Source organism: Clostridioides sp. ES-S-0108-01 (genome assembly GCF_020662285.1).
Classification (GTDB): Bacteria; Bacillota; Clostridia; order Peptostreptococcales; family Peptostreptococcaceae; genus Clostridioides.
Genome location: NZ_JADGMN010000019.1, coordinates 1 through 26,316, shown reverse-complemented (window position 1 = coordinate 26,316; position 26,316 = coordinate 1). Strand labels below are relative to the sequence as shown.

The window sequence follows — 26,316 nt, the reverse complement described above, 5'->3', positions numbered from 1 at the left end:
ATAAATAGAAGACATGTTACTGGTAATGCAGGCAGGATCGAATATATTGCTTTGATTTTTCAAGGTGTTTATATAGGTTCTGCCTTTTTTGCATCTTGAATGGCCATTCATAAAAAATTATGGAAAAGGAGATTACAAGATGGATTATAAAAAAACTGCCATTGACATTATTGAACAAGTCGGTGGTTCAAAAAATATTTTAGCTTTAGAACACTGTTCAACTAGACTTCGCTTTAAGTTGATTGATAGAAGTAAAGTGAATCAGGATGCTTTAAAAAGAGTACAAGGTGTTATGAGTATAGTTAATGGGGCACAATTTCAAGTTGTCATTGGAAATAGTGTTGTTGATGTTTATGATGAAATTTTAAAAGTTTGCCCTTTAGATACAAATGATAGTGCTATAAAAACTGAAGAAAAAATAAACTTAGGAACAAGACTTATAGAATTTATTATTAATATTTTTCAACCACTGGTTTTTGCTATTGCAGGAGCTGGTATTTTAAAATCACTGTTGATGTTATTAGCAATGTTTAATATTTTAAAATCAGATTCTACTATATATACATTGTTAGTTGCTATTTCAGATGCAACATTCTATTTCCTACCTATCATGGTAGCTGTAACTACTGCCAATGTATTGAAATGTAATCGTTTAGTAGCTATTGCTGCTGTAGGATACTTATTACTTCCAGCAACAACGACTGCTTTAAGTGAAGGTGTTGAACTATTTGGATTTACAATTCCAAATATTGCATATAATGCACAGGTTTTCCCATCTATATTATGTGTATCTTTCTTGGCAATAATGGAGAAAATTTTTAACAAGTATTCGCCAAAACCAATTCGAACTTTCTTTGTTCCGATGATGTCTTTGGCAATTACTGTTCCAATTACTTTAACTATTTTAGGGCCTTTAGGATATAACGTTGGTACAATTTTTACAACCATTATTTTATTCTTATATAACAAAATGGGATTCTTAGCTGTAGGATTACTAGCTGCTATTCTTCCATTTATGGTTGCAACAGGAATGCACAAAGCATTATTACCTTATGCAATTAATACAATTGGTAAGTTGGGTTATGAAGCATTGTATATGACAGCTTCATTAGCTCACAATATTTCTGAAAGTGGTGCTTGTTTTGCAGTCGCTTTACGTACAAAAAACGAAACATTAAAACAAACAGCATTATCTGCAGGAATCTCTGCCTTGATGGGAATTACAGAGCCAGCTTTATATGGTATTACTTTACAACATAAAAGAGCAATATTAGGTGTTGTATTGTCAAGTGCAATTTCTGGTACATTTTTAGGATTATTTGCAGTAAGAGGATTTGTACTTGTTGGACCAGGACTTGCCAGTATGACGATGTTTATTGACCCAAACAATGGAAACAATTTAATTTTTGCAATCATTGGTTTTGTTGTTGCAATATTAGGTTCGTTTATTATTACACTGATTATTTGGAAGGAAAATACAAATAGAGCAGAGCCATCAATTGAAGGTGTTGTTGAAGAAGAACTAATGGAAGAAGAAAAAGAAGTAAATATCTTAGTATCTCCCGTAGAAGGAAAAGTAATCGATTTAGGCAAAGTTAATGATGAACTATTTGCAAGTAAGACTTTGGGAGATGGAGTTGCAATTATACCGACCAATGGAAATTTATACGCACCTTGTGATTCAGAAGTTGTGATGCTATTTGAGACAAAACATGCAATTGGTTTAAGAACAAAAAATGGGGCTGAGATTTTAATTCATATTGGAATAAATACTGTAAGTATGAATGGAGATGGATTTAAAACATTTGTTAAGACAGGCGATAATGTAAAAGAAGGAGATTTATTAATTCAGTTTGATTTAGACAAAATCTCAAATGCTAATTTAGATTCAACTGTTATGATTGTAAATAATAATGGGTCAGAGTATGCTTATAAAGTGTTAAACCAGTCTTATGGCAATGTAGAAAAAGGAAGTATCTTGTTTGATGTAAAGGGAGGAATATAAATATGAGAAAGTTTCCAGAAGGATTTCTTTGGGGAGGAGCTACAGCTGCCAATCAAATTGAAGGTGGTTGGAATTTAGGTGGTAAAGGATGGTCTGTATCAGATGTGGCAAAAGCACACTTTGATGCAGATGTAAAAGATTATAAATCCAATAATGAAATCACAACAAAAGATATAGAAGAAGGATTGGCACATCCTGAAGATGAAGTGAATTATCCAAAACGTCATGGTAGTGATTTTTATCACCACTATAAAGAAGATATTGCTCTGATGGCAGAAATGGGATTTAAGACATATCGAATGAGCATTGCTTGGTCTCGTATTTTTCCAAATGGAGATGATAAAGAACCCAATGAAGAAGGTTTAAAGTTTTATGATGATGTGTTTGATGAGTTAATAAGTTATGGAATTGAACCACTTGTTACTATGTCACATTATGAACCACCGTTAAATATCGTTTTAAACTATGATGGATGGTATTCACGACAAGTTATCAACATGTTTGTTAGGTATGTAGAAACTATTTGTGAAAGATATAAAAACAAAGTGAAATATTGGCTTACTTTTAATGAAGTTGATTCTATGATTCGTCATCCATACACTACTGGTGGTTTGGTCCGAGACCGATTTGAGGATAAAAACTTTGAGGAAGTAATTTTTCAAGCTATGCATCATCAATTTGTAGCTAGTGCTCTTGCAACAAAAATTTGTCATGAGATTATTCCAAATTCAAAAGTGGGGTGTATGTTGACGAAATTAACATATTATCCATACACATGTAGACCAGAAGATGTTTTGGCAGCTCAACAAAAAATGAGAAGTATTTATGCATACAGTGATACGCAAGTTTTTGGTGAATATCCAGTATATTTATTGTCATATTTTAAAAATAATAATATTCAAATAGCAAAAGAAGAACATGATGACGAAATTATGAAAAAATATCCAGTAGATTTTATTTCATTCTCTTACTATATGTCTTCTTGTGAAGCATCTGATACAATTGGATTAGATGTTACACCAGGGAATACACTATTAGCTGTAAAAAATCCTTATTTAAAAACAAGTGAATGGGGTTGGCAAATTGATTCAATTGGTCTACGTGTATCTTTGATTGAATTATATGATAGATACAGAAAGCCTTTATTTATAGTTGAAAATGGATTAGGGGCTAAAGATATTTTAACTGAAGATAAAAAAGTTCATGACCAATATAGAATTGATTATTTAAAAGAACACTTTAAATGTATGTTAGATGCGATTATCGAAGATGGTGTTGAACTTTGGGGATACACTTCATGGGGTTGTATTGATTTGGTAAGTGAATCAACGAAGCAAATGTCAAAACGTTATGGATATATTTATGTGGATGCTGATGATTATGGAAAGGGGACATATAATAGATATAAGAAAGATAGTTTTTATTGGTATAAAAAAGTAATTGAAAATAATAGTATAGATTTTAAATGACCAATAGAAGGTGAGCAAATAAAATGAACTACATAATAAAGAAAGTTTTGAACTCAAGCGTTGTTTTAGTTCATGATATAAATGATAATGAATTTATTTTGATAGGGAAAGGAATTGGATATGGTAAAAAAACAGGAGAATATATTTGTGGTTCCAATGATAATCAAATGTTTGTCCCTGTTGAAAATACAAAATCAAAACAATTTTTAGAGTTAATGGATGATATTCCTGTCGACATTTTAAAGATAACACAGGAAATAATAGTAGAGGCAAAAAAGTTATTGAACTCATCTTTTAATAAAAACTTATACCTAATATTAGCAGACCATTTTAACTTTGCAATTGAAAGGTTGCGTAAAGGAATAAAAATTACAAATAGAGTATTTTGGGAAATAAAAAATTATTATCCAAATGAGTTTAAGGTTGGAATGATTGCAATTTATATGCTAGAAGAGAGATTGGGCATTCAATTACCAGAAGAAGAAGCAGCCAATATTGCTTTCCATTTTGCAAATGCTATGGCTTCAGATGGAAATTCATATGATACGATTAAATATGCCAAAGTAATTGGAGAAATAATTAATATTTTTGTTTTTTCTCTGAATAGAACCTTAGATAAAAAGAGTATGCATTATATGAGATTTATAACACATATAAAATTTTTTGTGGAAAGATTTTTTTCAGATAGTATGTTAAGTAGTGGGGATGATTTATTATTTAATCAAATGAAAAGGTCAAATCCAAAAGAGATGTCAATTGCATTAAAAGTTAGAGATTTTTTAGAAAAGAAATATGGAAAAAAGTTAACAAATGAGGAAATAGCTTTCTTGGTTGTCCATATCGCACGAGTTAATCAATAGAGTGAATTGCGAATATTATCTTAACTGTCTACATAGTAGAAAATCGAAAGAAGGTAAAGTATATAAAGAAACTGATACATATTATTTTATTGTGCATTGTGTTTATTTTATGAGTGTATCCTGTTAAAAATTTAAGTAAATATTTATAATTAAAATATGCAAATAGTTAAAATAAGTTTATGTGATTATGAGGGGGTGTCTCGGTACAATCTCTATTTTAAGACAGCCCCTTAATTTTTTGAAGTTTTACTTGTTAGTTCTTATATCTAACTCTTAATGGTATATCAAGTTTTTTTGCCAGTTGTTTAGATTCTTCTATTTCTTCTGGAGATATTTCATCTACTACTGAAAAAGCCACTTCTTTTATATATTTTTTGCAATCTCTTGCAAAATCTAACATATAATCAAATGATTTTTCTCCAAACTTTGGTTGAGTAACTCTATTGTAAGCCTCTTTATTTGGGGCATTAAGACTTATTGATACTGCATCTATAACATCTTTTAATAGAATAGCTGTTTTTTTGTTATGTATTAAATCACTTAGACCATTTGTATTTATTCTTATCTTTATGCTACTTTTTTCTTTTATAAACTTTGCTACCTCTATCAATTCATTTATTCTCATTAATGGTTCGCCATATCCACAAAATACGATTTCATCATAGGCGTCTAAGTTGTATTTATTGAAGGCTTCTTTTACTTCATCTACACTTGGTTCATGCTCCAACCATAGACTACCGCTATTTGCAACTTCATCTTTTTCATTTCTTATGCAAAAAACGCAACTACATGGACATGTGTTAGTTATATTTACATAGATACTATTTTCAATTGTATATAATATATTCATAATTTTCCCCCCCGTAAATTTAAATTATTAATTAAAATAACGTTTTTTAAAATCAAGTTTATCAAGTGCCATACCTAAGATTATAAAAACAATAAAACTTCCTATTGGCTGTAATAAGCCAAGTAAGCTCATTACAAATGCACTTGTAAAACTTTCAATAATTATACCTTCAGCAAACATGTATAAAACTAATCCTACTATACCTGCTACAACCGAAGCAACTATATTTCTCTTACTTATTATCTTGTCACTTTTAGAAGTGAAAAATAATACAAGTGTTGGTTTTATGATTATAGTTGGTATTACCCAGATAGTTGCACCTGTAGATAAATCAGCTAGACCAGCGCCGATTGCAGAAGCAGCTATAGCATAGTTTGTTGGCAAAATAGTTGCAGTTAGATAAATAAAAGCATCTCCTATATGAACATATCCATTGTTTCCACCAACTGGAATATGTAGTATATACGCTATTGTCAGACATATTATGGATGCAAATAATGCTGAAGTAACAATATAGGTAGTTTTTTTAGAAGTAACTTTATTCATTTTTTCCAATATACTCCCTCCCTAAAAATCCAGAGCTAACATAATTGTTATGTTTTCTTATAAATATATTAATATTAATCATACAATTTTCATAGTTTGTTAGGTGTTTTTTTTGTAAAATACAGATTGTACCCATTCAAATGTATATAATTAGAAAAGTAAAAATAGGTAAAATATATAGAGTAGGAGTAGTTAAAATAAGTTAATATAAATATAAATATAAATTTAATTTGGTATGAATAAGAGGTGTACAAGTTTAATATAAAAAATAATATAAGAGAGTCTACTCAATATATATTGAGCTGACTCTCTTATATTTGGGAAATTAAAGGCTATTTTGTTAGATAATAGCTAATTAATGAAAAAATATATTTATAAAATACTAATTTACTCTATTAGTAGCTGTTCCTGTTTTTATAACTTCTACAGCACTACTTAAACTAGAATAAACTATATTTTCAATCGCTGTACTAGTGAAGAAACCAAGGTGATGAGTGAATATAACTTGTTCCATAGAAAGAAGTTTATTTATTTCTGGGTCAGTTAATTCACCTGGATTCATTTTTTTATTTAAGAACAATCCTTCAGTCTCAAATGTATCAAGAGCAACAGCTCTAATTTTTCCTGACTCTAGTGCTTCTATTAAGTCACCTGTATTAATTAAACCACCACGTCCAGTATTTACTATGTAAGCTCCATCCTTCATTATAGCTAGAGTATCTTTATTTATCATATGTTTTGTTCCATCAAGTAAAGGAGTATGTAATGTTATAAGGTCAGCTTCTTTTAGCAGGTCTTCTAAAGAATCTTTATAAGTTAATATATCGTTTAAATCACTATTTGGATATTGGTCAAATGCAATTACATTAGCTCCTAGACCTTTGAATAATTTTGCAGAAGTAGCACCTATTTTTCCTGTACCTATAACACCAACTGTAATAGATCTAACTTCTGTTCCAAGAAGCTCAGCTATCCAACGGTAATCACCTTCACAGACTTTTTTCTTTACTAAAGGAGTTTTTCTTAAAAGGTTCATAGCTTGAGTAACAGCTAATTCAGCTATTGCATTAGGTGAATAAGAAGGAACGTTTGTAACAATAAGTCCGTTTTCATTAACTAAATCAAAATGTATCATGTCAACCCCTGCAGTTCTTGAAGCTATAACTTTAACCCCAGCATCTTTTAAAGTTTCATAAATATAAGGGTTATCTATATAATTAGTTTGTTGTATAGATATACCATCATATCCTTTAGCTTTAACTACATTTTCTTCAGTCATATTTTCAGGATAAATATCCACTTGAACATCCTTATGTTCTTCAGACCATTTCTTTATTACTGGTTCTTCATAATCGCGTGCTCCAAATACTAGTATTTTCATATCAATACCCTCCTGTAATTATTAAATTATATGGTAATTTTTCATTTAGAAATAATATGTAGCATATAAGGTTATATTTTTTATACAAAATTTTTAAGGTTAAAAATTTAGTTTTGAAATTATTTTCCCTGTGTTATTTTGATATTTAGTTATTTTTTATTTAACGTAATAATTACTCTAAAAATTTATCAAAGAAATTGTTATTTTTTAGATTAATTATTATTAAAAAATTATCTAAGTTTGAAATTAGTTAACTAACTTGCTGATTAATTACAATGATAACATGTGTTTTTGAGTTTAGCAATGAAAACTTTTTTTGAAATGTCAAGCTTTTTCATAAAAAAATATATAAAAAAAACTTTTGAAAGCATGAAAAAAATAGCAAAATGCAATGGAGAGTTGCAAGATGCCACGGTATGAAAATGATTATTCAATTATACATTGTTAAAAAACATTCAAATCAAGCGATATTTTGATTGAATATAAAGTTGGCACGATAAATGCTTAACAATATAGATATAAGACAATAAAATAATTAAAAATAATTTTAATAACTTTTAAGTTATTTTAACAAGATTAGGAACTTTGACATCAAATAGTTAATATCAGAAAGAAAGTATTTTATGTGTGATTTAATTGAATTTTTATAATTGATACTATTAAGGAGGAAAACGTTATGCTTTTAGAAGGAGTTAAAGTAGTAGAACTTTCAAGTTTCATTGCAGCACCATGTTGTGCAAAAATGTTAGGTGATTGGGGTGCAGAGGTTATTAAGGTTGAGCCTATAGAAGGTGATGGAATAAGAGTTATGGGTGGAACATTTAAATCTCCAGCATCAGATGATGAAAATCCTATGTTTGAATTAGAGAATGGAAATAAGAAAGGTGTAAGTATTAATATAAAGTCAAAAGAAGGAATAGAAATATTACATAAATTAATATCAGAAGCAGATATATTTGTAACTAATGTTAGAGTTCAGGCATTAGAAAAAATGGGTATCGCTTATGACCAAATAAAAGATAAATATCCAGGATTAATATTCTCTCAAATATTAGGGTATGGAGAAAAAGGACCTTTAAAAGATAAACCAGGATTTGACTATACTGCATACTTTGCAAGAGGAGGAGTTAGTCAATCTGTTATGGAAAAAGGGACATCTCCAGCAAATACAGCAGCAGGATTTGGTGACCACTATGCAGGTTTAGCATTAGCAGCAGGAAGCTTAGCAGCATTACATAAAAAAGAAAAAACTGGTAAAGGCGAAAGAGTAACAGTAAGTCTTTTCCATACAGCTATATATGGAATGGGAACAATGATAACAACAGCACAATATGGAAATGAGATGCCTTTATCAAGAGAAAATCCAAACAGCCCATTAATGACTACATATAAATGTAAAGATGGAAGATGGATTCAATTAGCTTTAATACAATACAACAAGTGGTTAGGCAAATTCTGTAAGGTTATAAATAGAGAATATATATTAGAAGACGATAGATACAATAACATAGACTCAATGGTTAATCATATTGAAGACTTAGTTAAGATAGTTGGAGAAGCTATGTTAGAAAAAACATTAGATGAGTGGTCAGTTCTATTAGAAGAAGCAGACTTACCATTTGAAAAAATCCAAAGCTGTGAAGATTTATTAGATGACGAACAGGCTTGGGCAAATGACTTCTTATTTAAGAAAACATATGATAGTGGAAATACAGGTGTCTTAGTTAATACTCCAGTTATGTTTAGAAATGAAGGAATTAAAGATTATACACCAGCACCAAAAGTAGGTCAACATACTGTAGAAGTATTAAAATCTTTAGGTTATAATGAATCAAGAATAAATAACTTAAAAGAAGATAAAGTTGTAAGATACTAATTAGTAATTCTAGATTTTATAAAAGGAGAATGCTAAAGATGTACACAATGGGATTAGATATAGGTTCAACTGCATCAAAGGGAGTAATTTTGAAAGATGGAGAAGATATTGTAGCTTATGAAACAATATCTTCTGGTACTGGGACTACTGGACCATCAAGAGTTTTAGAAAAATTATATGGCAAGACAGGTCTTGCAAGAGAAGATATTGAAAAAGTTGTAGTTACAGGATATGGAAGAATGAATTATTCAGATGCTGATAAGCAAATAAGTGAATTAAGCTGTCATGCTAGGGGAGTAAATTTCATAATTCCAGAGACAAGAACTATTATTGACATAGGTGGTCAAGATGCAAAGGTATTAAAGTTGGATAATAATGGAAGACTACTGAACTTTCTTATGAATGACAAGTGTGCTGCAGGTACAGGAAGATTTTTAGATGTAATGGCAAAGATAATAGAGGTTGATGTATCTGAACTTGGAAGTATATCTATGAATTCTAAAAATGAAGTATCAATAAGCAGTACATGTACAGTATTTGCAGAATCTGAGGTTATATCACATTTATCTGAAAATGCAAAAATTGAAGATATAGTAGCAGGTATCCATACTTCAGTAGCAAAGAGAGTTTCTAGCCTAGTAAAAAGAATAGGAGTACAAAGAAATGTAGTTATGGTTGGTGGAGTTGCTAGAAATAGTGGTATCGTAAGAGCTATGGCAAGAGAAATCAACACAGAAATTATTGTACCTGATATACCTCAATTAACGGGTGCTTTAGGAGCAGCGTTATACGCTTTTGATGAAGCAAAAACATCACAAAAAGAAGTGAAAAATATATAAAAAGAGGGATGAAAATGTCTGAAAAAAAAGAAGCTAGAGTAGTAATTAATGATTTATTAGCTGAACAATATGCAAATGCATTTAAAGCTAAAGAAGAAGGAAGACCTGTAGGTTGGTCAACATCAGTATTTCCTCAAGAATTAGCAGAAGTATTTGACTTAAATGTATTATATCCAGAAAACCAAGCAGCTGGGGTAGCGGCTAAAAAAGGTTCTTTAGAATTATGTGAAATGGCTGAATCTAAAGGATATTCTATCGACCTATGTGCATATGCAAGAACAAACTTTGGTCTTTTAGAAAATGGTGGCTGTGAAGCTTTAGATATGCCAGCTCCAGATTTCCTACTTTGCTGTAACAATATATGCAACCAAGTTATAAAATGGTATGAAAATATTTCAAGAGAATTAGATATACCTCTAATAATGATTGATACAACTTTCAATAATGAAGATGAAGTTACTCAATCAAGAATTGATTATATTAAAGCTCAATTTGAGGAGGCTATAAAGCAATTAGAAGTTATATCAGGGAAAAAATTTGACCCTAAGAAGTTTGAAGAAGTAATGAAAATATCAGCTGAAAACGGAAGACTATGGAAATATTCTATGAGTTTACCAGCAGATTCTTCTCCTTCTCCAATGAATGGATTTGACTTATTTACTTACATGGCTGTAATAGTTTGTGCTAGAGGTAAGAAAGAAACTACAGAAGCATTTAAGTTACTTATAGAAGAATTAGAGGACAATATGAAAACTGGTAAATCTTCTTTCAGAGGAGAAGAAAAATACAGAATAATGATGGAAGGTATACCTTGTTGGCCATATATAGGATATAAAATGAAAACATTAGCTAAATTTGGAGTTAATATGACAGGTAGTGTTTATCCACATGCTTGGGCATTACAATATGAAGTTAATGATTTAGATGGAATGGCAGTAGCATACAGTACTATGTTTAATAATGTAAACTTAGACCGTATGACAAAATATAGAGTTGATTCTTTAGTAGAGGGTAAATGTGATGGAGCATTCTATCATATGAACAGAAGCTGTAAACTTATGAGTTTAATACAATATGAAATGCAAAGAAGAGCAGCTGAAGAAACTGGATTACCATATGCTGGATTTGATGGTGACCAAGCAGACCCTAGAGCTTTTACTAATGCTCAGTTTGAAACAAGGATTCAAGGTTTAGTTGAAGTAATGGAAGAAAGAAAAAAACTTAATAGAGGTGAGATATAATGGAAGCTATTTTATCTAAAATGAAAGAAGTAGTTGAAAATCCAAATGAGGCTGTAAAAAAATATAAAAGTGAAACTGGTAAAAAAGCTATAGGTTGTTTTCCAGTTTATTGCCCAGAAGAGATTATACATGCAGCTGGAATGCTTCCAGTTGGTATATGGGGAGGACAAACAGAATTAGATTTAGCTAAACAATATTTCCCTGCATTTGCATGTTCAATAATGCAATCATGTTTAGAATATGGATTAAAAGGTGCTTATGATGAATTATCTGGAGTTATTATACCAGGTATGTGTGATACACTAATTTGTTTAGGACAAAACTGGAAATCAGCAGTACCTCATATAAAATATATATCATTAGTACACCCACAAAATAGAAAACTTGAAGCTGGTGTAAAATACTTAATTAGTGAGTATAAAGGTGTAAAAAGAGAACTTGAAGAAATATGTGGCTATGAAATAGAAGAAGCAAAAATTCATGAAAGTATAGAAGTTTACAATGAACATAGAAAAACTATGAGAGATTTTGTTGAAGCAGCTTATAAACATTCTAATACTATAAAACCATCAATAAGAAGCTTAGTAATTAAGAGTGGATTCTTTATGAGAAAAGAAGAACACACTAAGTTGGTAAAAGATTTAATAGCAAAATTAAATGCTATGCCAGAAGAGGTTTGTTCTGGAAAGAAAGTTTTATTAACAGGTATATTAGCCGATTCTAAAGATATATTAGATATTTTAGAAGATAACAATATATCAGTTGTAGCTGACGATTTAGCTCAAGAAACAAGACAATTCAGAACAGATGTACCAGCAGGTGATGATGCGTTAGAGAGATTAGCAAGACAATGGTCAAATATAGAAGGATGTTCATTAGCTTATGACCCTAAGAAAAAACGTGGGTCACTTATAGTAGATGAAGTTAAAAAGAAAGATATAGATGGTGTTATCTTCTGTATGATGAAATTCTGTGACCCAGAAGAGTACGATTATCCTTTAGTTAGAAAAGATATAGAAGACAGTGGAATACCTACTTTATATGTTGAAATCGACCAACAAACTCAGAATAATGAACAAGCCAGAACTCGTATTCAGACTTTTGCTGAGATGATGAGTTTAGCGTAAGTTCATTAAAATAAATTTACTATAAAATGTGAAAATTGGAGGAAGCTATGTTATATAACAAAGAACAAGAACTTTTAAGAAAAGCAGTAAGAGATTTTGTTAGTAAAGAATTAGATACTTTACCAGCAGAAATGGATAAAACAGGTGTAATGCCTAAGGAATTAATCAAAAAATTAGCTGATGCAAAATTTATAAGTAGTAATATCCCAGAAGAGTACGGCGGTGGAGGAGCAGGATATGTTTCTTACGCTATAATAATGGAAGAAATAGCTAGAAGATGTGCTTCAACAGCTACTTTTGTTACAGCAGGTTCTTCTCTTGCTTCATTACCAATACTTTACAATGGTACTGAAGAACAAAAACAAAAATACTTAAAAGGTATAGCAACAGGTGAATTAATAGGAGCATTTGGTTTAACTGAGCCAGGAGCTGGTTCTGATGCGGCTGGACAACAAACAACAGCAGAGTTGGTTGGAGACCACTATATATTAAATGGTAGAAAAACTTTCATAACTAATGGACCATTCTGCGATGTGGCTATAGTAATAGCAGTTACAGATAGAAGTAAAGGACTTAGAGGAACATCAGCATTTATAGTAGAAAGTAAATGGGATGGTTTCTCAACAGGAGCTCATGAAGATAAGATGGGTATAAGAGGAACTGAAACTTCTGACTTAATATTTGAAAACGTTAAAGTTCCAAAAGAAAACTTACTTGGAAAAGAAGGTCAAGGATTTAAGATAGCAATGGGTACTCTAGAAGTAGGTAGAATAGGTGTTGCTGCCTTAGCTCTAGGAATAGCTCAAGGTGCTTTAGATGAAGCTGTTAAATATACAAAACAAAGAGTTCAATTTGGTAAGCCTATAGCTAAATTCCAAAATACTCAATTTACTATAGCTGACATGGAAACAAAAGTTTGTGCAGCTAGAGGATTAGTTTATGATGCAGCACAAAAGAGAGATGCAGGAATGAGAGTTGCTCAAGAATCTGCTATGGCTAAATACTATGCATCAGAAATTGCAAATGAAGTTGCTTATAAAGCATTACAACTTCACGGTGGATATGGATTTATAAAAGATTATGAAATCGAAAGAATGTACAGAGATGCTAGAATCGTATCAATATACGAAGGAACATCAGAAGTTCAGAAAATGGTAATTTCATCAAACGTATTAAAATAATAAATAATCTAATGAAATTGGAGGTATAGACTTTGAAAATATTAGTTTGCGTAAAACAAGTTCCAGATACTAACGAAGTAAGAATAAATAAAGAAACAGGTACTCTTATAAGAGATGGAGTTCCAAGTATATTAAACCCAGATGATGCAAATGCATTGGAGGAAGCTTTAAAAATTAAAGATAAGTATGATGATGTAACTGTAACAGTTATAACAATGGGACCTCCTCAAGCAGACTTTATGCTAAGAGAGTGTTTAGCCATGGGGGTTGATGATGCAGTATTATTAAGCGATAGAGCATTTGGAGGAGCTGATACTTGGGCTACATCAAATACTATTGCAGCAGGAATATCTAAAATAGGCGACTATGACATAATATTTGCAGGAAGACAAGCGATAGATGGAGATACTGCACAAGTTGGACCACAAATTGCAGAGAAATTAGACATTCCTCAAGTTACATATGTACAAGACTTCAAAATAGAAGGAAAAGACATAATAGTTCAAAGACAATTAGAAGATGGATACGAATTAATAAAAGTAAGTACACCTGTACTTTTAACAGCAGTGAAAGAGTTAAATACACCTAGATATATGTCTGTTGATAAAATAGTAAAAGCATATAAACATGATGTAAAAGTTTGGACAATTGATGATTTAGATGTAAATAAAGAAGAAGTTGGTTTAAAAGCATCACCAACTAAAGTATTTAGATCGTTTACTCCTGAGCCAAGAGGAAAAGGAGAAATCTTAGAAGGTAAAGCTGATGAAATAGCTAGTAAAATAATAATCGGTCTAAAACAAAAGCACATTATATAAGTTGGAGGAGTACAAACTATGAATGATATAAAAGATTTAAGTTCTTATAAAAACGTATGGATATTTGCAGAACAAAGAGAAGGAAAAATAGCTCCAGTAGTTATCGAATTATTAGGAGAAGGAAGAAAATTAGCTAAAGAAGTAGATGCAGAGCTTTGTGCAATATTACTAGGGAAAGATGTTGATGGATTAGCTAAAGAATTAATCACTTTTGGAGCTGACAAAGTTTATGTTGCAGATGACGACCTTTTAGAAAAATATACAACTGATGCATATACAAAAGTAATAAAAGATGCAATAGATGAAATAAAACCAGAAATAATGCTTTTCGGAGCAACTCATATAGGTAGAGACTTAGCACCTAGAATAGCTTCAAGAGTTGGAACTGGATTAACAGCTGACTGTACTAAACTAGAAATAGACCCAGAAGATAAGAAAATAAAACAAACTCGTCCAGCATTTGGTGGGAACATAATGGCTACAATCATTTGTCCAAACCATAGACCTCAGATGTCTACAGTTAGACCTGGTGTTATGGATAAAGCTGAAAAAGACGAAACAAGAACTGGTGAAGTTATAGCATTAGACTACAAAATAACTCAAGATGATATAAGAACTACTGTTTTAGAAACAGTTAAAACTAAAAAAGATTTAGTATCTCTTACAGATGCAAATGTTATAGTATCAGGTGGTCTAGGATTAGGTGGACCAGAAGGATTTGAAATGCTTAAGAAATTAGCTTACAAATTAGGTGGAGTAGTTGGTTCTTCTCGTGCGGCTGTAGATGCGGGATGGATAGACCATTCTCACCAAGTAGGTCAAACAGGAACTACTGTTAAACCAAACCTATACATAGCTTGTGGTATATCAGGAGCAATACAACATTTAGCAGGTATGCAATCATCAGATTTCATAATTGCTATAAACAAAAACCCAGCAGCCCCAATTTTGGAAATTGCTGATTATGGAGTAGTTGGAGACTTACATGAAATAGTGCCAATGCTTATAGAAAAATTAGATAGCGTTGATGATTTATTAGAAGCTATAAAAGCTTAATAGACACAAATTATATAAATATTACTGGTTGAATAAGTCTTATTAGTTAGTAACATAATTATTAACCATTTGATAAGTTATTGCTAGTGTGTGTTTGTCAGTTATTAAAAAGTCTGTTTGAATAAAATTTTATAATACAAGATAATTTAGATAATCCTTATATGTATATTGCTTACAAACTGTGAGTTGTATTCTGTAAGGATTATCTTTATTTTTTTGAAATAAATCTTAAATTTAATTAAATTGTGTTAAATAGACAAATAATTACTAAATATGTGATAAAATACAATTAAAAGCAAAATGAAATTTTTAACAAACTATAATCATTAAAATTATATCTCAGTTACTTTTTAATGAAGTAAAATATCTAAAAAGACAAATATTATAAGGAGTTGGTTATATGTGCGAATGGTATTTATTGTAAGCAAACAATAAGTTTTGTATGTAGTTCAATAAATTACTTAATGAAAGGTGAGAATATTGATGGATAATAATTTAATAGGGCTTATAGAACATGTAGAAAATCCAGCTATTTTATGTAAAGAATCAGGTGAAATAATATATTGTAATCATCTAATAGATAGTATTTTTAGCTTTCTAGATATAAAAAAGCCTAAAAACATAAATGAATTAGATTCAAATTTTGACAAAACAGAAATACTGACAGATATTAAAAAGAAAATAGCTTTCAGAGAGTTGAGGATGACTGCACATATATACAATATGAAAGATAATGATAATGAAAATAATATAGTTTATTTATTTGAGAAATCTCTAATATCTGATAAAGTAATTGAGGATATAATAGAGCATATAGATGAAGTTGTTGTTGTGTTTAATAAAGATGGAGTAATTGAAAAGATGAACACTGTTAGTGATGAGATATTACCTTTTAAAAGAACTGAGGTACTTGGTAGAAATATAACAGACCTTGTGAGACAAGGATTAGTAGAAGAACCAATAATATTAAATATGCTTAAAGTGAAGAAAAAGATTTATAGAAATATCGTTTACCCAGATGGGAAGCTTATTGCATATACAGCCGTTCCAAGATGGGATTCTAAGGGAAAGCTTACAGGGGGAGTACTTACAGGAAGAGATATTTCAAGGGTTATTAAGCTTGAATCTCAGATAAAATATAATGATATATCAGAAGACACAGAGTATATAAGTCAAAGTAAGATTATGGATAATATAAAAAAAGTTGTTAAGAGAGCAGCAGCATCAGATTCTTCTATATTTATAAATGGAGAATCAGGTGTAGGAAAAGAAATAATAGCAAGAACAATATATAAGTATAGTTCAAGAAGGGACAAACCTTTTATAGCTATAAATTGTGGAGCTATACCAAATGAATTATTAGAGTCAGAGTTTTTTGGATATGAAGAAGGTTCTTTTACTGGTGCTAAGAAAAAAGGTAAAAAGGGACTTTTTGAAGAGGCGAATGGTGGAACCATTTTCTTGGATGAGATAGGCGAGTTACCAATGCAGATGCAAAAAAAATTACTTAGAGTTATACAAGAAAATACTATTACTAGAATAGGTGGCAGTAAACCTATAAAAATAGATGTTAGATATATAAGTGCTACTAATATTTCTCATGAAGATCTTAGAAATAACCTTAAATTTAGACAAGATTTGTACTATAGATTGAGTGTTATTCCAGTAAAAATACCACCACTTAGAGAAAGAAAAGAGGATATAGTACCATTAGTAAATTATTTCTTAAAACTTTACAATGAAAAGTATAATAGAGAAGTAGAAGTTTCACCTAAAGTTATTGAGTTATTGGAAGAATATTCTTGGCCAGGAAACATAAGAGAATTAAAAAACATCATTGAAAGATTCGTAGTATTATCAGCTAAAAACGTAATTGGAGAAGATGAATTTAACATGCTTATAAATTTAGATATGATTGCTAATGAAACAGATGATTTATCACCAATAGTGGTAAATGGAATTATGAATCTTAATGATGCATATAAAATAGTAGACCAAATAATGATAAGTAAGGCTATAAATAAGTATGGTTCAATAACAAAAGCTGCTGAAGTTATAGGTATATATCCTTCTACTATTCATAGAAAAATAAAGAGTGGACATATTCATGTGTAGTTATTAGTTTAGTAAAGTAATTAGAATTGATGAAATATACTTTATTAGAAAAATGTACATAGATTTATGTAAATATATTTTTTATTATTAGATATTGCTGGAATTTTTGATTCCAGTAATATTTTTTTGTTTTTTGGTAGAAATACTATAGGTTTTGTACTCATCTGACTTGTTCCAGTTTTCTAAAAAAGTAAGAATCTACTAGATTGAATAATACATTTATAATTATACCAATTATAGTAAGTATCCTTATTGCTAAAGGCATTTTTTGTATTAGCACATAAACACTCAATAAACATTATTATGGTATTATTTAGAAAATAACAAAAAAGGAGATAATAATTATGAAAAAACAATTTATGGCTTTAGGATTAACAGGACTGATTGGTTTAGGTGGATTTGGTTTGCTTACAAATAAATCATTTGCAGATACTTCTAATAAGGTAAAAATGAGTGTAGAAGAAATAGCTAAAGGACTTAAAGATGGTACTATAATTAAGGATACTGTGAAAGGAGATAATAAAAATGGAGATAAAAAAGAGGGTACTGATAAGTATGAAATAAATACTAATGAGTATGAAATAACTACTGAAGATAATGAAGATGCAAATACAAAAAAAGGCGCTGGTGAGCATGAAATCACTCCAGATAATGAAAAAACATATGATAAGGCTTCTAATAAATTAAGTCCAGACGAAATAGATAAAGGTGTTAAAGAGGGTACTATCATTAAAGATAAAGTAGAAAAATAATATATATTTGTTTATATAAAAAGATATATACAACTTAAAAGAGATGGCTTAGAAGTAAATTTAATTACTATAAGTCATCTCTTTTCTTTTATAAATATTTAAAAGTTATATTAGTTTATAGAGTTAGCAGAACCTAAAACATCATCTATTTTGCTTTCAACTACAGCTTGTATAGCATCTCTACCAGCACCAATGTATTTTCTTGGGTCGAATTCTTTTGGATTTTCAGCTAAGAATTTTCTGATAGCAGCAGTCATAGCTAGTCTTAAGTCAGTATCCATGTTTATTTTACAAACAGCCATAGAAGATGCTTTTCTTAACATGTCTACAGGTACGCCTTTAGCACCAGCTATATTTCCACCAAATTCATTACATGTAGCAACTGCATTTTGGTCAACAGCAGATGCACCATGAAGAACTATTGGGAAACCTGGCAATTTGCTTTGGATTTCTTCTAGTATGTCGAATCTTAATTTAGCCTCTCCTTTGAATTTGAAAGCACCATGAGAAGTTCCTATAGCTATTGCTAATGAATCAACTCCTGTTCTTTCAACAAATTCAACTGCCTCAGCTGGTTGAGTGTATTTATGAACATCAGAAGTAACATCATCTTCTGTTCCAGCTAGAACACCAAGTTCTGCTTCAACAACAACACCTTTAGAATGTGCATATTCAACAGCTTCTTTAGTTATTCTAACATTTTCTTCAAAGTCAAAATGAGAACCATCTATCATAACTGAAGAGAAACCAGCATCAATACAAGTTTTAATAGCATCCATATTTGGACCATGGTCTAAGTGAAGAGCTACGTCTACACCTATTTCATCAGAAGCAGCCTTAACCATTTCAACTAATGTATGAGGTCCAGCATATTTAACAGCTGACATAGAAGCTTGTATCATAACATAAGAATTTTTAGCTTTAGCAGCTTTTAAAACACCTTGTAATTGTTCTAAGTCACTTATGTTGAATGCACCTATAGCAAATCCACCTTCGTAAGCTTTTTTAAACATTTCTTTTGTAGTAATTAATGCCATTTTAAACTCCTCCTATTAACTTTTAAAATTTACCCATCACTTATATTATAACGTTAAATTAAAAAAAGTATATAGTAAATTGTAATAACTATAAATTACAAGTATAATGTTAAATAGAAGACAATAGGATTAAGTAAAATAATAAAGAATATAAACAATTTAGGAAACTTAGCTATAAATGCTAATTATAAGGGGAGGAAGTACCTTATTAGTTTGGAGATACTGATAACAATAGTTATCTTGACCAAGAAGCTACCACTTCAAACGTTATCGAAGGTAATTAAGTGGATGATAATTCACTGAAAATTTAAAATAAAGGGGCTTATCTTTAGTTAATAAAAACATAGACAAATATAGTTATTTATAGTCAAGAGGTGATTATATGAAAAACAATAACTATAAACCAAAAGAGTTTGCAGAGTTAATTAATATTTCAGTCAGAACTCTGCAACGTTAGGATGTTGAAGGGAAATTAAAGGCTTTTAGAACTCCAACAGATAGAAGATATTACACTTATGAACAATATTTAGAATATAAAGGAATACATAAAGAACAAGTAAATAGAAAAACTGTTATTTATACAAGAGTTTCAATTTCTAATCAAAAAGATGATTTGAAAAATCAAGTGGAGTTTCTTAGACAATATGCAAATGCTAAAGAAATAATAGTAGATGAAGTTACCTAGGATTATGGAAGTGGACTAAATTATAATCGTAAAAAATGGAATAAACTAATTGATAGTTGTATGACTAATGAGGTAAATACGATTATTGTAACTCATAAAGATAGATTCGTTAGATTTGGATATGAATGGTTTGAGAGATTTTTAGGTAAATTCAATGTTTTTTAGGTAAATTCAATGTAGATATTATAGTTGTAAATAATGAAAGTCTTTCACCAAAAGAAGAATTAATTCAAGATATAATATCAATACTTCATACTTTTAGTTGTCGCATATATGGATTAAGAAAATACAAGAAAAAGATTAGAGAGGATGAAGAAGTTGAAAAGAGCATACAGAATAGAAATTAATCCTACTACTGAACAAAAATCTAAAATACATCAAACGATTGGTATTAGTAGATTTATATATAACTTCTATATTGCTCACAATAAAGAAGTTTATGAGAGTAAAGGTAAATTTATAAGCGGTATGGATTTTTCTAAATGGTTAAATAATGAATATATTCCCAATAATCAAGATATGAAATGGATTAAAGATGTATCTTCTAAAGCTACAAAACAAGCTATTATGAATGGAGATAAAGCTTTTAAAGATTTCTTAAAAAAAACTAAAGGTTTTCCTAAGTTCAAGAAAAAGAAAAATCAGAAAGAAAAATCAGGATGTTAAAGCATATTTTCCAAGGAATAACAAAACTGATTGGACTATTGAAAGGCATAGGGTCAAAATACCTACTCTTGGTTGGATAAGACTAAAAGAATTTGGATATATACCAATAAATTCAATAGTTAAAAGTGGTACAGTAAGTCAAAAATCTGATAGATACTATGTATCTATATTAGTTGAGGAAGATGATATTCAAGTATCTAAATGTACTAATGAAGGAATAGGTATTGACTTAGGAATTAAAGATTTTGCAATATGCTCAAATGGAAGTAAATTTAAAAATATAAATAAGACTTCGACTGTCAAAAAAGTTGAAAAGAAATTAAGAAGATAACAAAGAAAACTTTCAAGAAAATATGAGAGTTTAAAAGTAAGAAATAAAAATATAAAAGAAGGAGTAGCTACTCGTCAAAATATCCAAAAACAGATAGTCAAAGTACAAAAAATTCATCAAAGATTAGCTAATATAAGAACTGATTATATTAATAAGACAGTATTTCAGGTAATAGAGCAAAAGCCAAGCTATATAACCATTGAAGATTTAAATGTTAATGGAATGATGAAAAATAAGCATTTATCAAAGGCAATATCAAGTCAAAAGTTTTTTGAATTTAGAACTAACTAACTGCTAAGTGTAAGCAAAATAATATAGAACTTAGAGTAGTTGACAGATGGTATCCATCATCAAAGACTTGTAGCCAATGTGGTGAGGTTAATAAAGGTTTAAAACTTAAAGATAGAGTGTACAAATGTGAATGTGGATTATCTATTGATAGAGATTTAAATGCAAGTATTAATCTTAAAAATGCTAAAAAATATAAGATAGCTTAAAATCACTTATATATGTACGGAGGGTTAACTTCGGAATTTAAGCCTTTGGAGAACTATATTAAATCGTAGTAGTTTAGGCAAGGCGAGGTTCAATGAAAAAGGAAAAATCTCGATATGGATATATTTGACCATATTTTGAGTAGCAGATAGACTATGCCACAGATAAAAATAAGAGGAATTAATGAGGATGATATATGTAAAATAAGTGAAAAAATGATAGATGATTTAGTTGAAGCTGTAAAATGTCCAAGAGACTACTTTGAAATAGAATGTATAAAGTCAGTTGCAATAAGAGATGGTAAAATAGCAGATGTATATCCTTTTGTTGAGATAGCTTGGTTTGACAGAGGACAAGAAGTGCAAGATACAGTAGCGAGAATAATAACTGATAGTATAAGAAATAATTTAGATGTAGAAAGTATGGATTTAGCATTTACAGTATTTGAAAAAGAAAAATATTATGAGAATGGAGAGCATTTTTAATGGCTAAAAAGCAACGTATAGATAAAATTCTTTCAAATTTAGGTTATGGAAGTAGGAGTGAAATAAAGAAATATTGTAAGCAAGGGTCTATAGTAGTAAATGGAAGTGAAGTTTTAAATCCAGGAACTCAAGTAGACACTGAAAATGATGAGATATTATTTAATGGAGAAGAAGTTATATATAGAGAATATATATATTTGATGATGAATAAACCAGATGGATATATATCAGCAACTACAGATAAATACGACCCAACGGTATTAGATTTAATTGATTCATCATACTTAGCTTTTGAGCCATTTCCTGTTGGAAGGTTAGATAAGGACACAGAGGGATTGTTAGTTTTAACTAATGATGGGAAACTTTCTCATAGGGTTTTATCTCCTAAGAAGCATGTGCCTAAGACTTATTATGCCAAAATTGGCGGAGTAGTTACTGAAGAAGATGTAGAAGCTTTTGCAGAAGGTGTAGTGCTTGATGATGGATATAAAACTATGCCATCTCATCTAAATATATTAAAGAGTGATGATGAATCAGAGATAGAGCTTACAATACATGAAGGTAAATTTCACCAAGTAAAAAGAATGTTTGAAAGCGTAGGCAAAAAAGTAGTATACTTAAAAAGATTGTCTATGGGTAATTTAAAATTGGATGAAAGTTTAGAGTTAGGCGAGTATAGAGAGTTAACAGATGAAGAAGTAAAATTGATTGAAGAAAGATAATAAAGATACTATAGTAAATTGGAGGAATGTCTGTGAAGAAAAAAGATATTATAGAATTTGAAGTAGATAAAATGGAATTTGGTGGTACATCTTTAAGCCAAGTTGGAGATAGAGTTATCCATATGAAGGATGGAATAAGTGGTCAAAAGGTGAGAGCAGGAGTTAAAAAGGTCAGAAGTAAGAAAGCAGAAGTTAAGATGATAGAATTATTAGAGTACTCACCGCTTGAAACTGAAATGCCTTGTAAGCACTTTAGAGAGTGTGGAGGATGTACACTATTGTCAGTACCATATGAAAAACAATTAGAAATAAAAGAAAAACAAGTTATAGACTTATTTTTAAATCAGGACCTATTTGGATTTCAGTTTTTAGGGATAGAAGGAAGTCCAGAAAATAAATATTATAGAAATAAGATGGAATATACATTTGGAGATGAAGTAAAAAATGGACCTTTAACATTAGGGCTTCATAAAAAAGGAAAGCACATAGATATACAAACTGTTGAGGATTGTATGTTAGTTGATGAAGACTTCTCAAAAATATTAGTTTCTAGTGTGGAGTTTTTTAATGAAAAAAAGCTTCCTTATTATAGAACAATGAATCACAAAGGATATTTGAGACATCTTGTAGTTAGAAAAGGAATTCATACTAACGAGATTATGGTTAATATAGTAACTTCTTCTCAAGAAGATTTTGATATGAATGAATTTAAAGATATGCTTTTAGGGATTGATTTAAAAGCTGAGTTAGTAGGGGTACTTCATACTATTAATGATGGCTTAGCAGATGCAGTTCAATGTGACGAGCTAAGAGTTTTATATGGAAGAGATTATATACAAGAAGAAATTTTAGGGCTTAAGTTTAAGATTTCTCCATTCTCATTTTTCCAGACTAATACTAAGGGAGCTGAGGTTCTTTATAGTATTGCTAGGGATTTTATTGGAGATTACAATGATAAGGTTGTGTTTGACTTGTATAGTGGAACTGGGTCTATTGGGCAGGTTATGGCTGGTGCTGCTAAGAAGGTGTATGGTATTGAGATAGTTGAGGAAGCTGTTGTTGCTGCTAATGAGAATGCTAAGTTAAATGGACTTACTAATTGTGAGTTTATTGCTGGAGATGTGGCTAAGGTTGTTAAGGATTTGAAGGACAAGCCTGATTTGATTATTGTTGACCCTCCTAGACCAGGCATTCACAAGGATGCTATTAGGGATATTTGTGGATTTGGTGCTAAGGAGATTGTTTATATTTCTTGTAATCCTAAGTCTTTGGTTGTTGATTTGGTTGATTTTAAGGGGTATGGTTATGAGATTAAGATGGTTAAGTGTATGGATATGTTCCCTAATACGCCACATTGCGAGACTGTAGTTAAACTTATTAGAGAATAACAGGGTTATAGCTGTTTGTATGATGTTATAAAGGTAGATTTGCCACCGATTTGCCACCGTAATTATTTTTCGGTGGCAAATTTACTCTACAATGCTTTCAAAAATATTTACTGTTTGGTTTCTCATGTTGTTAGTTACATGTGAATATGTATCCATAGTTGTTGATATTTTAGCATGTCCTAATCTATGTTGTATATCTTTTATATTAGCGCCATTTTCTAATAACATCGTAGCATGTGTATGTCTTAAACTATGAAAATTAAAATCTATACCAAGTTCATAATTAACAACTCTACTTAAATATTTTAAACTATTCGTTGTTACATGCTCACCCATTTCTTTTGTACATACAAAGTTAGAGTTTATATACTAGTTTGTATTTGCCTAAATCTGGTTTTAAATGATTTTTTATAATTTTTTCATAGTTTTTTTGTGTACCATATTTACAATTTAATAAAACATATTCTTTGTACCAAAAGTCTAAGAAGCCAGAGAAGCTCATTTCATTAAACGATTGACCTTCATTTTCAAACTCACTTAGGGCATCTCTTAAAGCTTTTTAAGCTTCTTTTTTAGTTTTGCCACCAACTCTTTCTATCTTTTTTCTTTTACCATTAATAGTCCCTAAGTCAAAGTAGTAATACCATTTTTCTCCGCGTTTTCTTATTCCACCTTTCATGAAAATTTCTCCTCTCAAAAATATGTCTTAATTATATTTTATAACAGTTAAAGTATAAGTAAATAGCATTTTAGGTAGAAAACCAGTAATAATTATTTTATGTGCTTATATTCAGATAAAAATATATAATTTTTGTTTTCGACAACATTTCTTATTTGTTTGCTATATAATTTAATTAAAATGTATAAAGAGGGGGATATACCATGAAAGTTAAAGAATTATTAAAAATCAATATAAGTATTTATCATACATAAGTTTTATTTGATTAATAGTATTGTATGATATTAATAAAAAATAGTAAATTTAAGGTTTTGGAGGGGAATTTATGTTTGAGAAGTTCAATGTATTAAAAAGATGGCAAAAAATACTAATTATTATTATAGGAATTTTATTATTGCCATTAACATTATTATTATTTTCTATTCTATTTTTAGTAAAAAGCATAAGTAAAAAGAGCAATAAATTGTTAAAAATATTAAAAATTGCTATAAGTTTGGTTTTGATATTTATACTTTCAATATTCAATTGGGTATGGTGGGGAGAAATGTTTAAGATGGTAACAGACCCTAATTATAGTACTGAATTAAATGAGCAACAAGAAAGAGAAAGAAAAGAAGAGGAGTTAAAAGATAAAGAAACAAAAGAAAAACAAGAATTAAAAGATGAATTAGAAAATCAAAAGAAAAAAGAGTTAGAAGAAAAGAAAAAACAAGAAGATTTAGAATTGGCTAAGAAAGAAAAAGCTGAAAAGGAAAGGGTGGAAAAAGAGAATTCTAAAAATGGCATAAGATTTAACACAGTTGATGAAGTGAAAAATTTATATAAAAAAAATCAAGAAAAAATAACTAAGAGAGAGAAAGTAAGAGATGATTTAAATTGGAAAGAAATCACATTGCAAAATGTTTTAAATCATGCAAGCAATTCAAAAAAACTTCTTGGCAAACTTGAAAATGTAAGTGATAAAATTGATTTATCTATGCAAATAGTTGCTGTTGATGACTTGCATCATAATACGAGCCAAAAAATTATGAAAGAAACTTTAGAATATATGATAAAAGAATATAAAAATTCTAAATTAGATAATAAAGAAAAATTAGAGGATTATTTATATATAACTAGATATTTAGATAGTAAATTAAAGAGTTATCCAGAATATAAACAAAAACAGGAAGCTATATATCAAATGTATAATTTAACTAAAGATAGACTTAGGAAAATAGATACAAGTTCTGATATAGAAAAAATTGATAAGGCACTTGGAATATATGTTGAGAAAGCAAAAGAAAAAGTTGAAGCTCCAAAACCTAAAATAGAGGAATCAAGTAAATATTCAGAAAATCAACAAACTTCTGAAACTGTATATGCAAACGGAGGAAGCTCTAAGTCCAATAAATATCATTCTTCGCCTACTGCGCATAATATGGAAGGTGCAATTCCTATGAGTAGAGAAGAAGCAGAGTCAAAAGGTTACGTAGCTTGTAAAAGGTGTTATTAAATAATACAGGAATAGGCCAGTGATTATCTAGTCGGTAATGTAAAATAATTTGTGCTTCAAGGTTAATAAAAATCTTCTTTATGGAGTCTGGAAGGGGCTGTAAGTAGATTTGTGTAAAAACAAATTTACCTATAGTCTTTTTGGTATACAAAATTGGTAAATTTGGAATAATATTCATATAAAAAATTTTGGAGGTTTTGAAAATGAAAGATATAAT

25 protein-coding genes and 2 pseudogenes are annotated in these 26,316 nt (G+C 29.8%); 20 read left to right on the top strand and 7 right to left on the bottom strand.

From position 1 onward, the window contains the following. Window positions 1-139: 139 nt before the first annotated feature. The 3 genes from IR152_RS15375 to IR152_RS15365 are packed head-to-tail and all read left to right on the top strand — an operon-like array spanning window position 140 to window position 4,334. Window positions 140-2,005 carry a beta-glucoside-specific PTS transporter subunit IIABC gene (locus tag IR152_RS15375; RefSeq protein ID WP_227452803.1) on the top strand — a complete coding sequence of 622 codons (1,866 nt, stop codon included), beginning with the start codon at window positions 140-142 and terminating at the stop codon, window positions 2,003-2,005. 2 nt (window positions 2,006-2,007) lie between these two features. After that, window positions 2,008-3,474 (top strand): glycoside hydrolase family 1 protein, encoded by a 1,467-nt coding sequence (locus IR152_RS15370; protein WP_227452802.1) that lies wholly within the window; start codon window positions 2,008-2,010, stop codon window positions 3,472-3,474. Between the two features lie 23 nt (window positions 3,475-3,497). Continuing rightward, on the top strand, window positions 3,498-4,334 hold the full coding sequence (locus IR152_RS15365; RefSeq protein WP_227452801.1) for a PRD domain-containing protein: 837 nt from the start codon (window positions 3,498-3,500) through the stop codon (window positions 4,332-4,334). Window positions 4,335-4,587: 253 nt separating this feature from the next. On the opposite strand, the gene IR152_RS15360 is transcribed toward IR152_RS15365, so the two are convergent. From IR152_RS15360 to IR152_RS15350, 3 genes are all read right to left on the bottom strand, one after another. After that, the gene (locus tag IR152_RS15360) at window positions 4,588-5,184 is read right to left on the bottom strand and encodes a TIGR04100 family radical SAM protein (protein ID WP_227452800.1); all 597 of its coding nucleotides are present in this window, start codon (window positions 5,182-5,184) and stop codon (window positions 4,588-4,590) included. 27 nt (window positions 5,185-5,211) lie between these two features. Further along, window positions 5,212-5,739 (bottom strand): TIGR04002 family protein, encoded by a 528-nt coding sequence (locus IR152_RS15355; RefSeq protein ID WP_227452799.1) that lies wholly within the window; start codon window positions 5,737-5,739, stop codon window positions 5,212-5,214. A 373-nt stretch (window positions 5,740-6,112) separates the two neighbouring features. Beyond that, window positions 6,113-7,111, bottom strand: coding sequence for a D-2-hydroxyacid dehydrogenase (locus IR152_RS15350; RefSeq protein WP_227452798.1), 999 nt, complete (start codon window positions 7,109-7,111; stop codon window positions 6,113-6,115). 676 nt (window positions 7,112-7,787) lie between these two features. Between IR152_RS15350 and hadA the strand changes: the two genes are divergently transcribed. The 9 genes from hadA (at window position 7,788) to IR152_RS15305 (ending at window position 18,116) form a co-directional block, all read left to right on the top strand. Next, a complete protein-coding gene (gene hadA / locus IR152_RS15345) occupies window positions 7,788-8,987 on the top strand; it encodes an isocaprenoyl-CoA:2-hydroxyisocaproate CoA-transferase HadA (RefSeq protein WP_227452797.1) in 1,200 nt (399 codons plus the stop codon). 38 nt (window positions 8,988-9,025) lie between these two features. Beyond that, window positions 9,026-9,826, top strand: coding sequence for a 2-hydroxyisocaproyl-CoA dehydratase activator HadI (gene hadI / locus IR152_RS15340; protein ID WP_227452796.1), 801 nt, complete (start codon window positions 9,026-9,028; stop codon window positions 9,824-9,826). A 14-nt stretch (window positions 9,827-9,840) separates the two neighbouring features. After that, the gene (gene hadB, locus IR152_RS15335) at window positions 9,841-11,067 is read left to right on the top strand and encodes a (R)-2-hydroxyisocaproyl-CoA dehydratase subunit HadB (protein ID WP_227452795.1); all 1,227 of its coding nucleotides are present in this window, start codon (window positions 9,841-9,843) and stop codon (window positions 11,065-11,067) included. After that, window positions 11,067-12,194, top strand: coding sequence for a (R)-2-hydroxyisocaproyl-CoA dehydratase subunit beta (hadC, locus tag IR152_RS15330; protein WP_227452794.1), 1,128 nt, complete (start codon window positions 11,067-11,069; stop codon window positions 12,192-12,194). The genes hadB and hadC overlap by 1 nt, the downstream gene beginning before the upstream one ends. A 47-nt stretch (window positions 12,195-12,241) precedes the next feature. Next, a complete protein-coding gene (acdB, locus tag IR152_RS15325; protein ID WP_021374414.1) occupies window positions 12,242-13,375 on the top strand; it encodes a putative isocaproyl-CoA dehydrogenase AcdB in 1,134 nt (377 codons plus the stop codon). Window positions 13,376-13,407: 32 nt separating this feature from the next. After that, window positions 13,408-14,193 (top strand): electron transfer flavoprotein subunit beta, encoded by a 786-nt coding sequence (etfB, locus tag IR152_RS15320; protein WP_227452793.1) that lies wholly within the window; start codon window positions 13,408-13,410, stop codon window positions 14,191-14,193. Window positions 14,194-14,211: 18 nt separating this feature from the next. After that, the gene (locus tag IR152_RS15315; RefSeq protein WP_227452792.1) at window positions 14,212-15,249 is read left to right on the top strand and encodes an electron transfer flavoprotein subunit alpha/FixB family protein; all 1,038 of its coding nucleotides are present in this window, start codon (window positions 14,212-14,214) and stop codon (window positions 15,247-15,249) included. A gap of 483 nt (window positions 15,250-15,732) precedes the next feature. Further along, window positions 15,733-17,364: a sigma-54 interaction domain-containing protein gene (locus tag IR152_RS15310; RefSeq protein WP_227452791.1), complete on the top strand. Its 1,632-nt coding sequence runs from the start codon at window positions 15,733-15,735 to the stop codon at window positions 17,362-17,364. A 344-nt stretch (window positions 17,365-17,708) separates the two neighbouring features. Then, the gene (locus IR152_RS15305; protein ID WP_227452790.1) at window positions 17,709-18,116 is read left to right on the top strand and encodes a hypothetical protein; all 408 of its coding nucleotides are present in this window, start codon (window positions 17,709-17,711) and stop codon (window positions 18,114-18,116) included. A 110-nt stretch (window positions 18,117-18,226) separates the two neighbouring features. On the opposite strand, the gene fba is transcribed toward IR152_RS15305, so the two are convergent. After that, entirely contained in the window at window positions 18,227-19,153 is a 927-nt protein-coding gene (fba, locus tag IR152_RS15300) for a class II fructose-1,6-bisphosphate aldolase (protein WP_003417352.1), read from the bottom strand. A gap of 382 nt (window positions 19,154-19,535) precedes the next feature. Between fba and IR152_RS15295 the strand changes: the two are divergent. The 7 genes and pseudogenes from IR152_RS15295 (at window position 19,536) to rlmD (ending at window position 23,925) form a co-directional block, all read left to right on the top strand. Continuing rightward, window positions 19,536-20,185 (top strand): annotated as a pseudogene (locus tag IR152_RS15295) (IS607 family transposase). Beyond that, complete coding sequence (locus IR152_RS20540; protein WP_413927515.1) at window positions 20,148-20,504, top strand: helix-turn-helix domain-containing protein; 357 nt, start codon at window positions 20,148-20,150, stop codon at window positions 20,502-20,504. Before IR152_RS15295 ends, IR152_RS20540 begins: the two are co-directional and overlap by 38 nt. Window positions 20,505-20,886: 382 nt before the next feature. Beyond that, the gene (locus IR152_RS20535; RefSeq protein WP_413927516.1) at window positions 20,887-21,126 is read left to right on the top strand and encodes a transposase; all 240 of its coding nucleotides are present in this window, start codon (window positions 20,887-20,889) and stop codon (window positions 21,124-21,126) included. A gap of 8 nt (window positions 21,127-21,134) precedes the next feature. Next, window positions 21,135-21,332: pseudogene (locus IR152_RS20530) on the top strand (zinc ribbon domain-containing protein); the annotation flags it as partial. Window positions 21,333-21,485: 153 nt separating this feature from the next. Beyond that, entirely contained in the window at window positions 21,486-21,815 is a 330-nt protein-coding gene (locus IR152_RS15285) for a DUF1904 domain-containing protein (protein ID WP_227452789.1), read from the top strand. Continuing rightward, the gene (locus IR152_RS15280) at window positions 21,815-22,537 is read left to right on the top strand and encodes a pseudouridine synthase (RefSeq protein WP_227452788.1); all 723 of its coding nucleotides are present in this window, start codon (window positions 21,815-21,817) and stop codon (window positions 22,535-22,537) included. Before IR152_RS15285 ends, IR152_RS15280 begins: the two co-directional genes overlap by 1 nt. A 26-nt stretch (window positions 22,538-22,563) precedes the next feature. Continuing rightward, window positions 22,564-23,925: a 23S rRNA (uracil(1939)-C(5))-methyltransferase RlmD gene (gene rlmD / locus IR152_RS15275; RefSeq protein WP_227452787.1), complete on the top strand. Its 1,362-nt coding sequence runs from the start codon at window positions 22,564-22,566 to the stop codon at window positions 23,923-23,925. Window positions 23,926-24,006: 81 nt separating this feature from the next. Here rlmD and IR152_RS20525 read toward each other — a convergent pair whose 3' ends face one another. Genes IR152_RS20525 through IR152_RS20515 form a run of 3 tightly spaced genes read right to left on the bottom strand, consistent with a single transcriptional unit; the run spans window position 24,007 to window position 24,604 of the window. After that, window positions 24,007-24,261, bottom strand: a complete 255-nt coding sequence (locus IR152_RS20525) for a tyrosine-type recombinase/integrase (RefSeq protein WP_413927514.1) — start codon at window positions 24,259-24,261, stop codon at window positions 24,007-24,009. Window positions 24,262-24,280: 19 nt separating this feature from the next. Beyond that, complete coding sequence (locus tag IR152_RS20520) at window positions 24,281-24,427, bottom strand: hypothetical protein (RefSeq protein WP_413927513.1); 147 nt, start codon at window positions 24,425-24,427, stop codon at window positions 24,281-24,283. Between the two features lie 57 nt (window positions 24,428-24,484). Beyond that, a complete protein-coding gene (locus tag IR152_RS20515; protein WP_413927512.1) occupies window positions 24,485-24,604 on the bottom strand; it encodes an Arm DNA-binding domain-containing protein in 120 nt (39 codons plus the stop codon). Window positions 24,605-24,929: 325 nt separating this feature from the next. Here IR152_RS20515 and IR152_RS15265 point away from each other — a divergent pair, with 325 nt between their 5' ends. Beyond that, complete coding sequence (locus IR152_RS15265) at window positions 24,930-26,099, top strand: hypothetical protein (protein ID WP_227452786.1); 1,170 nt, start codon at window positions 24,930-24,932, stop codon at window positions 26,097-26,099. Window positions 26,100-26,316: the final 217 nt, after the last annotated feature.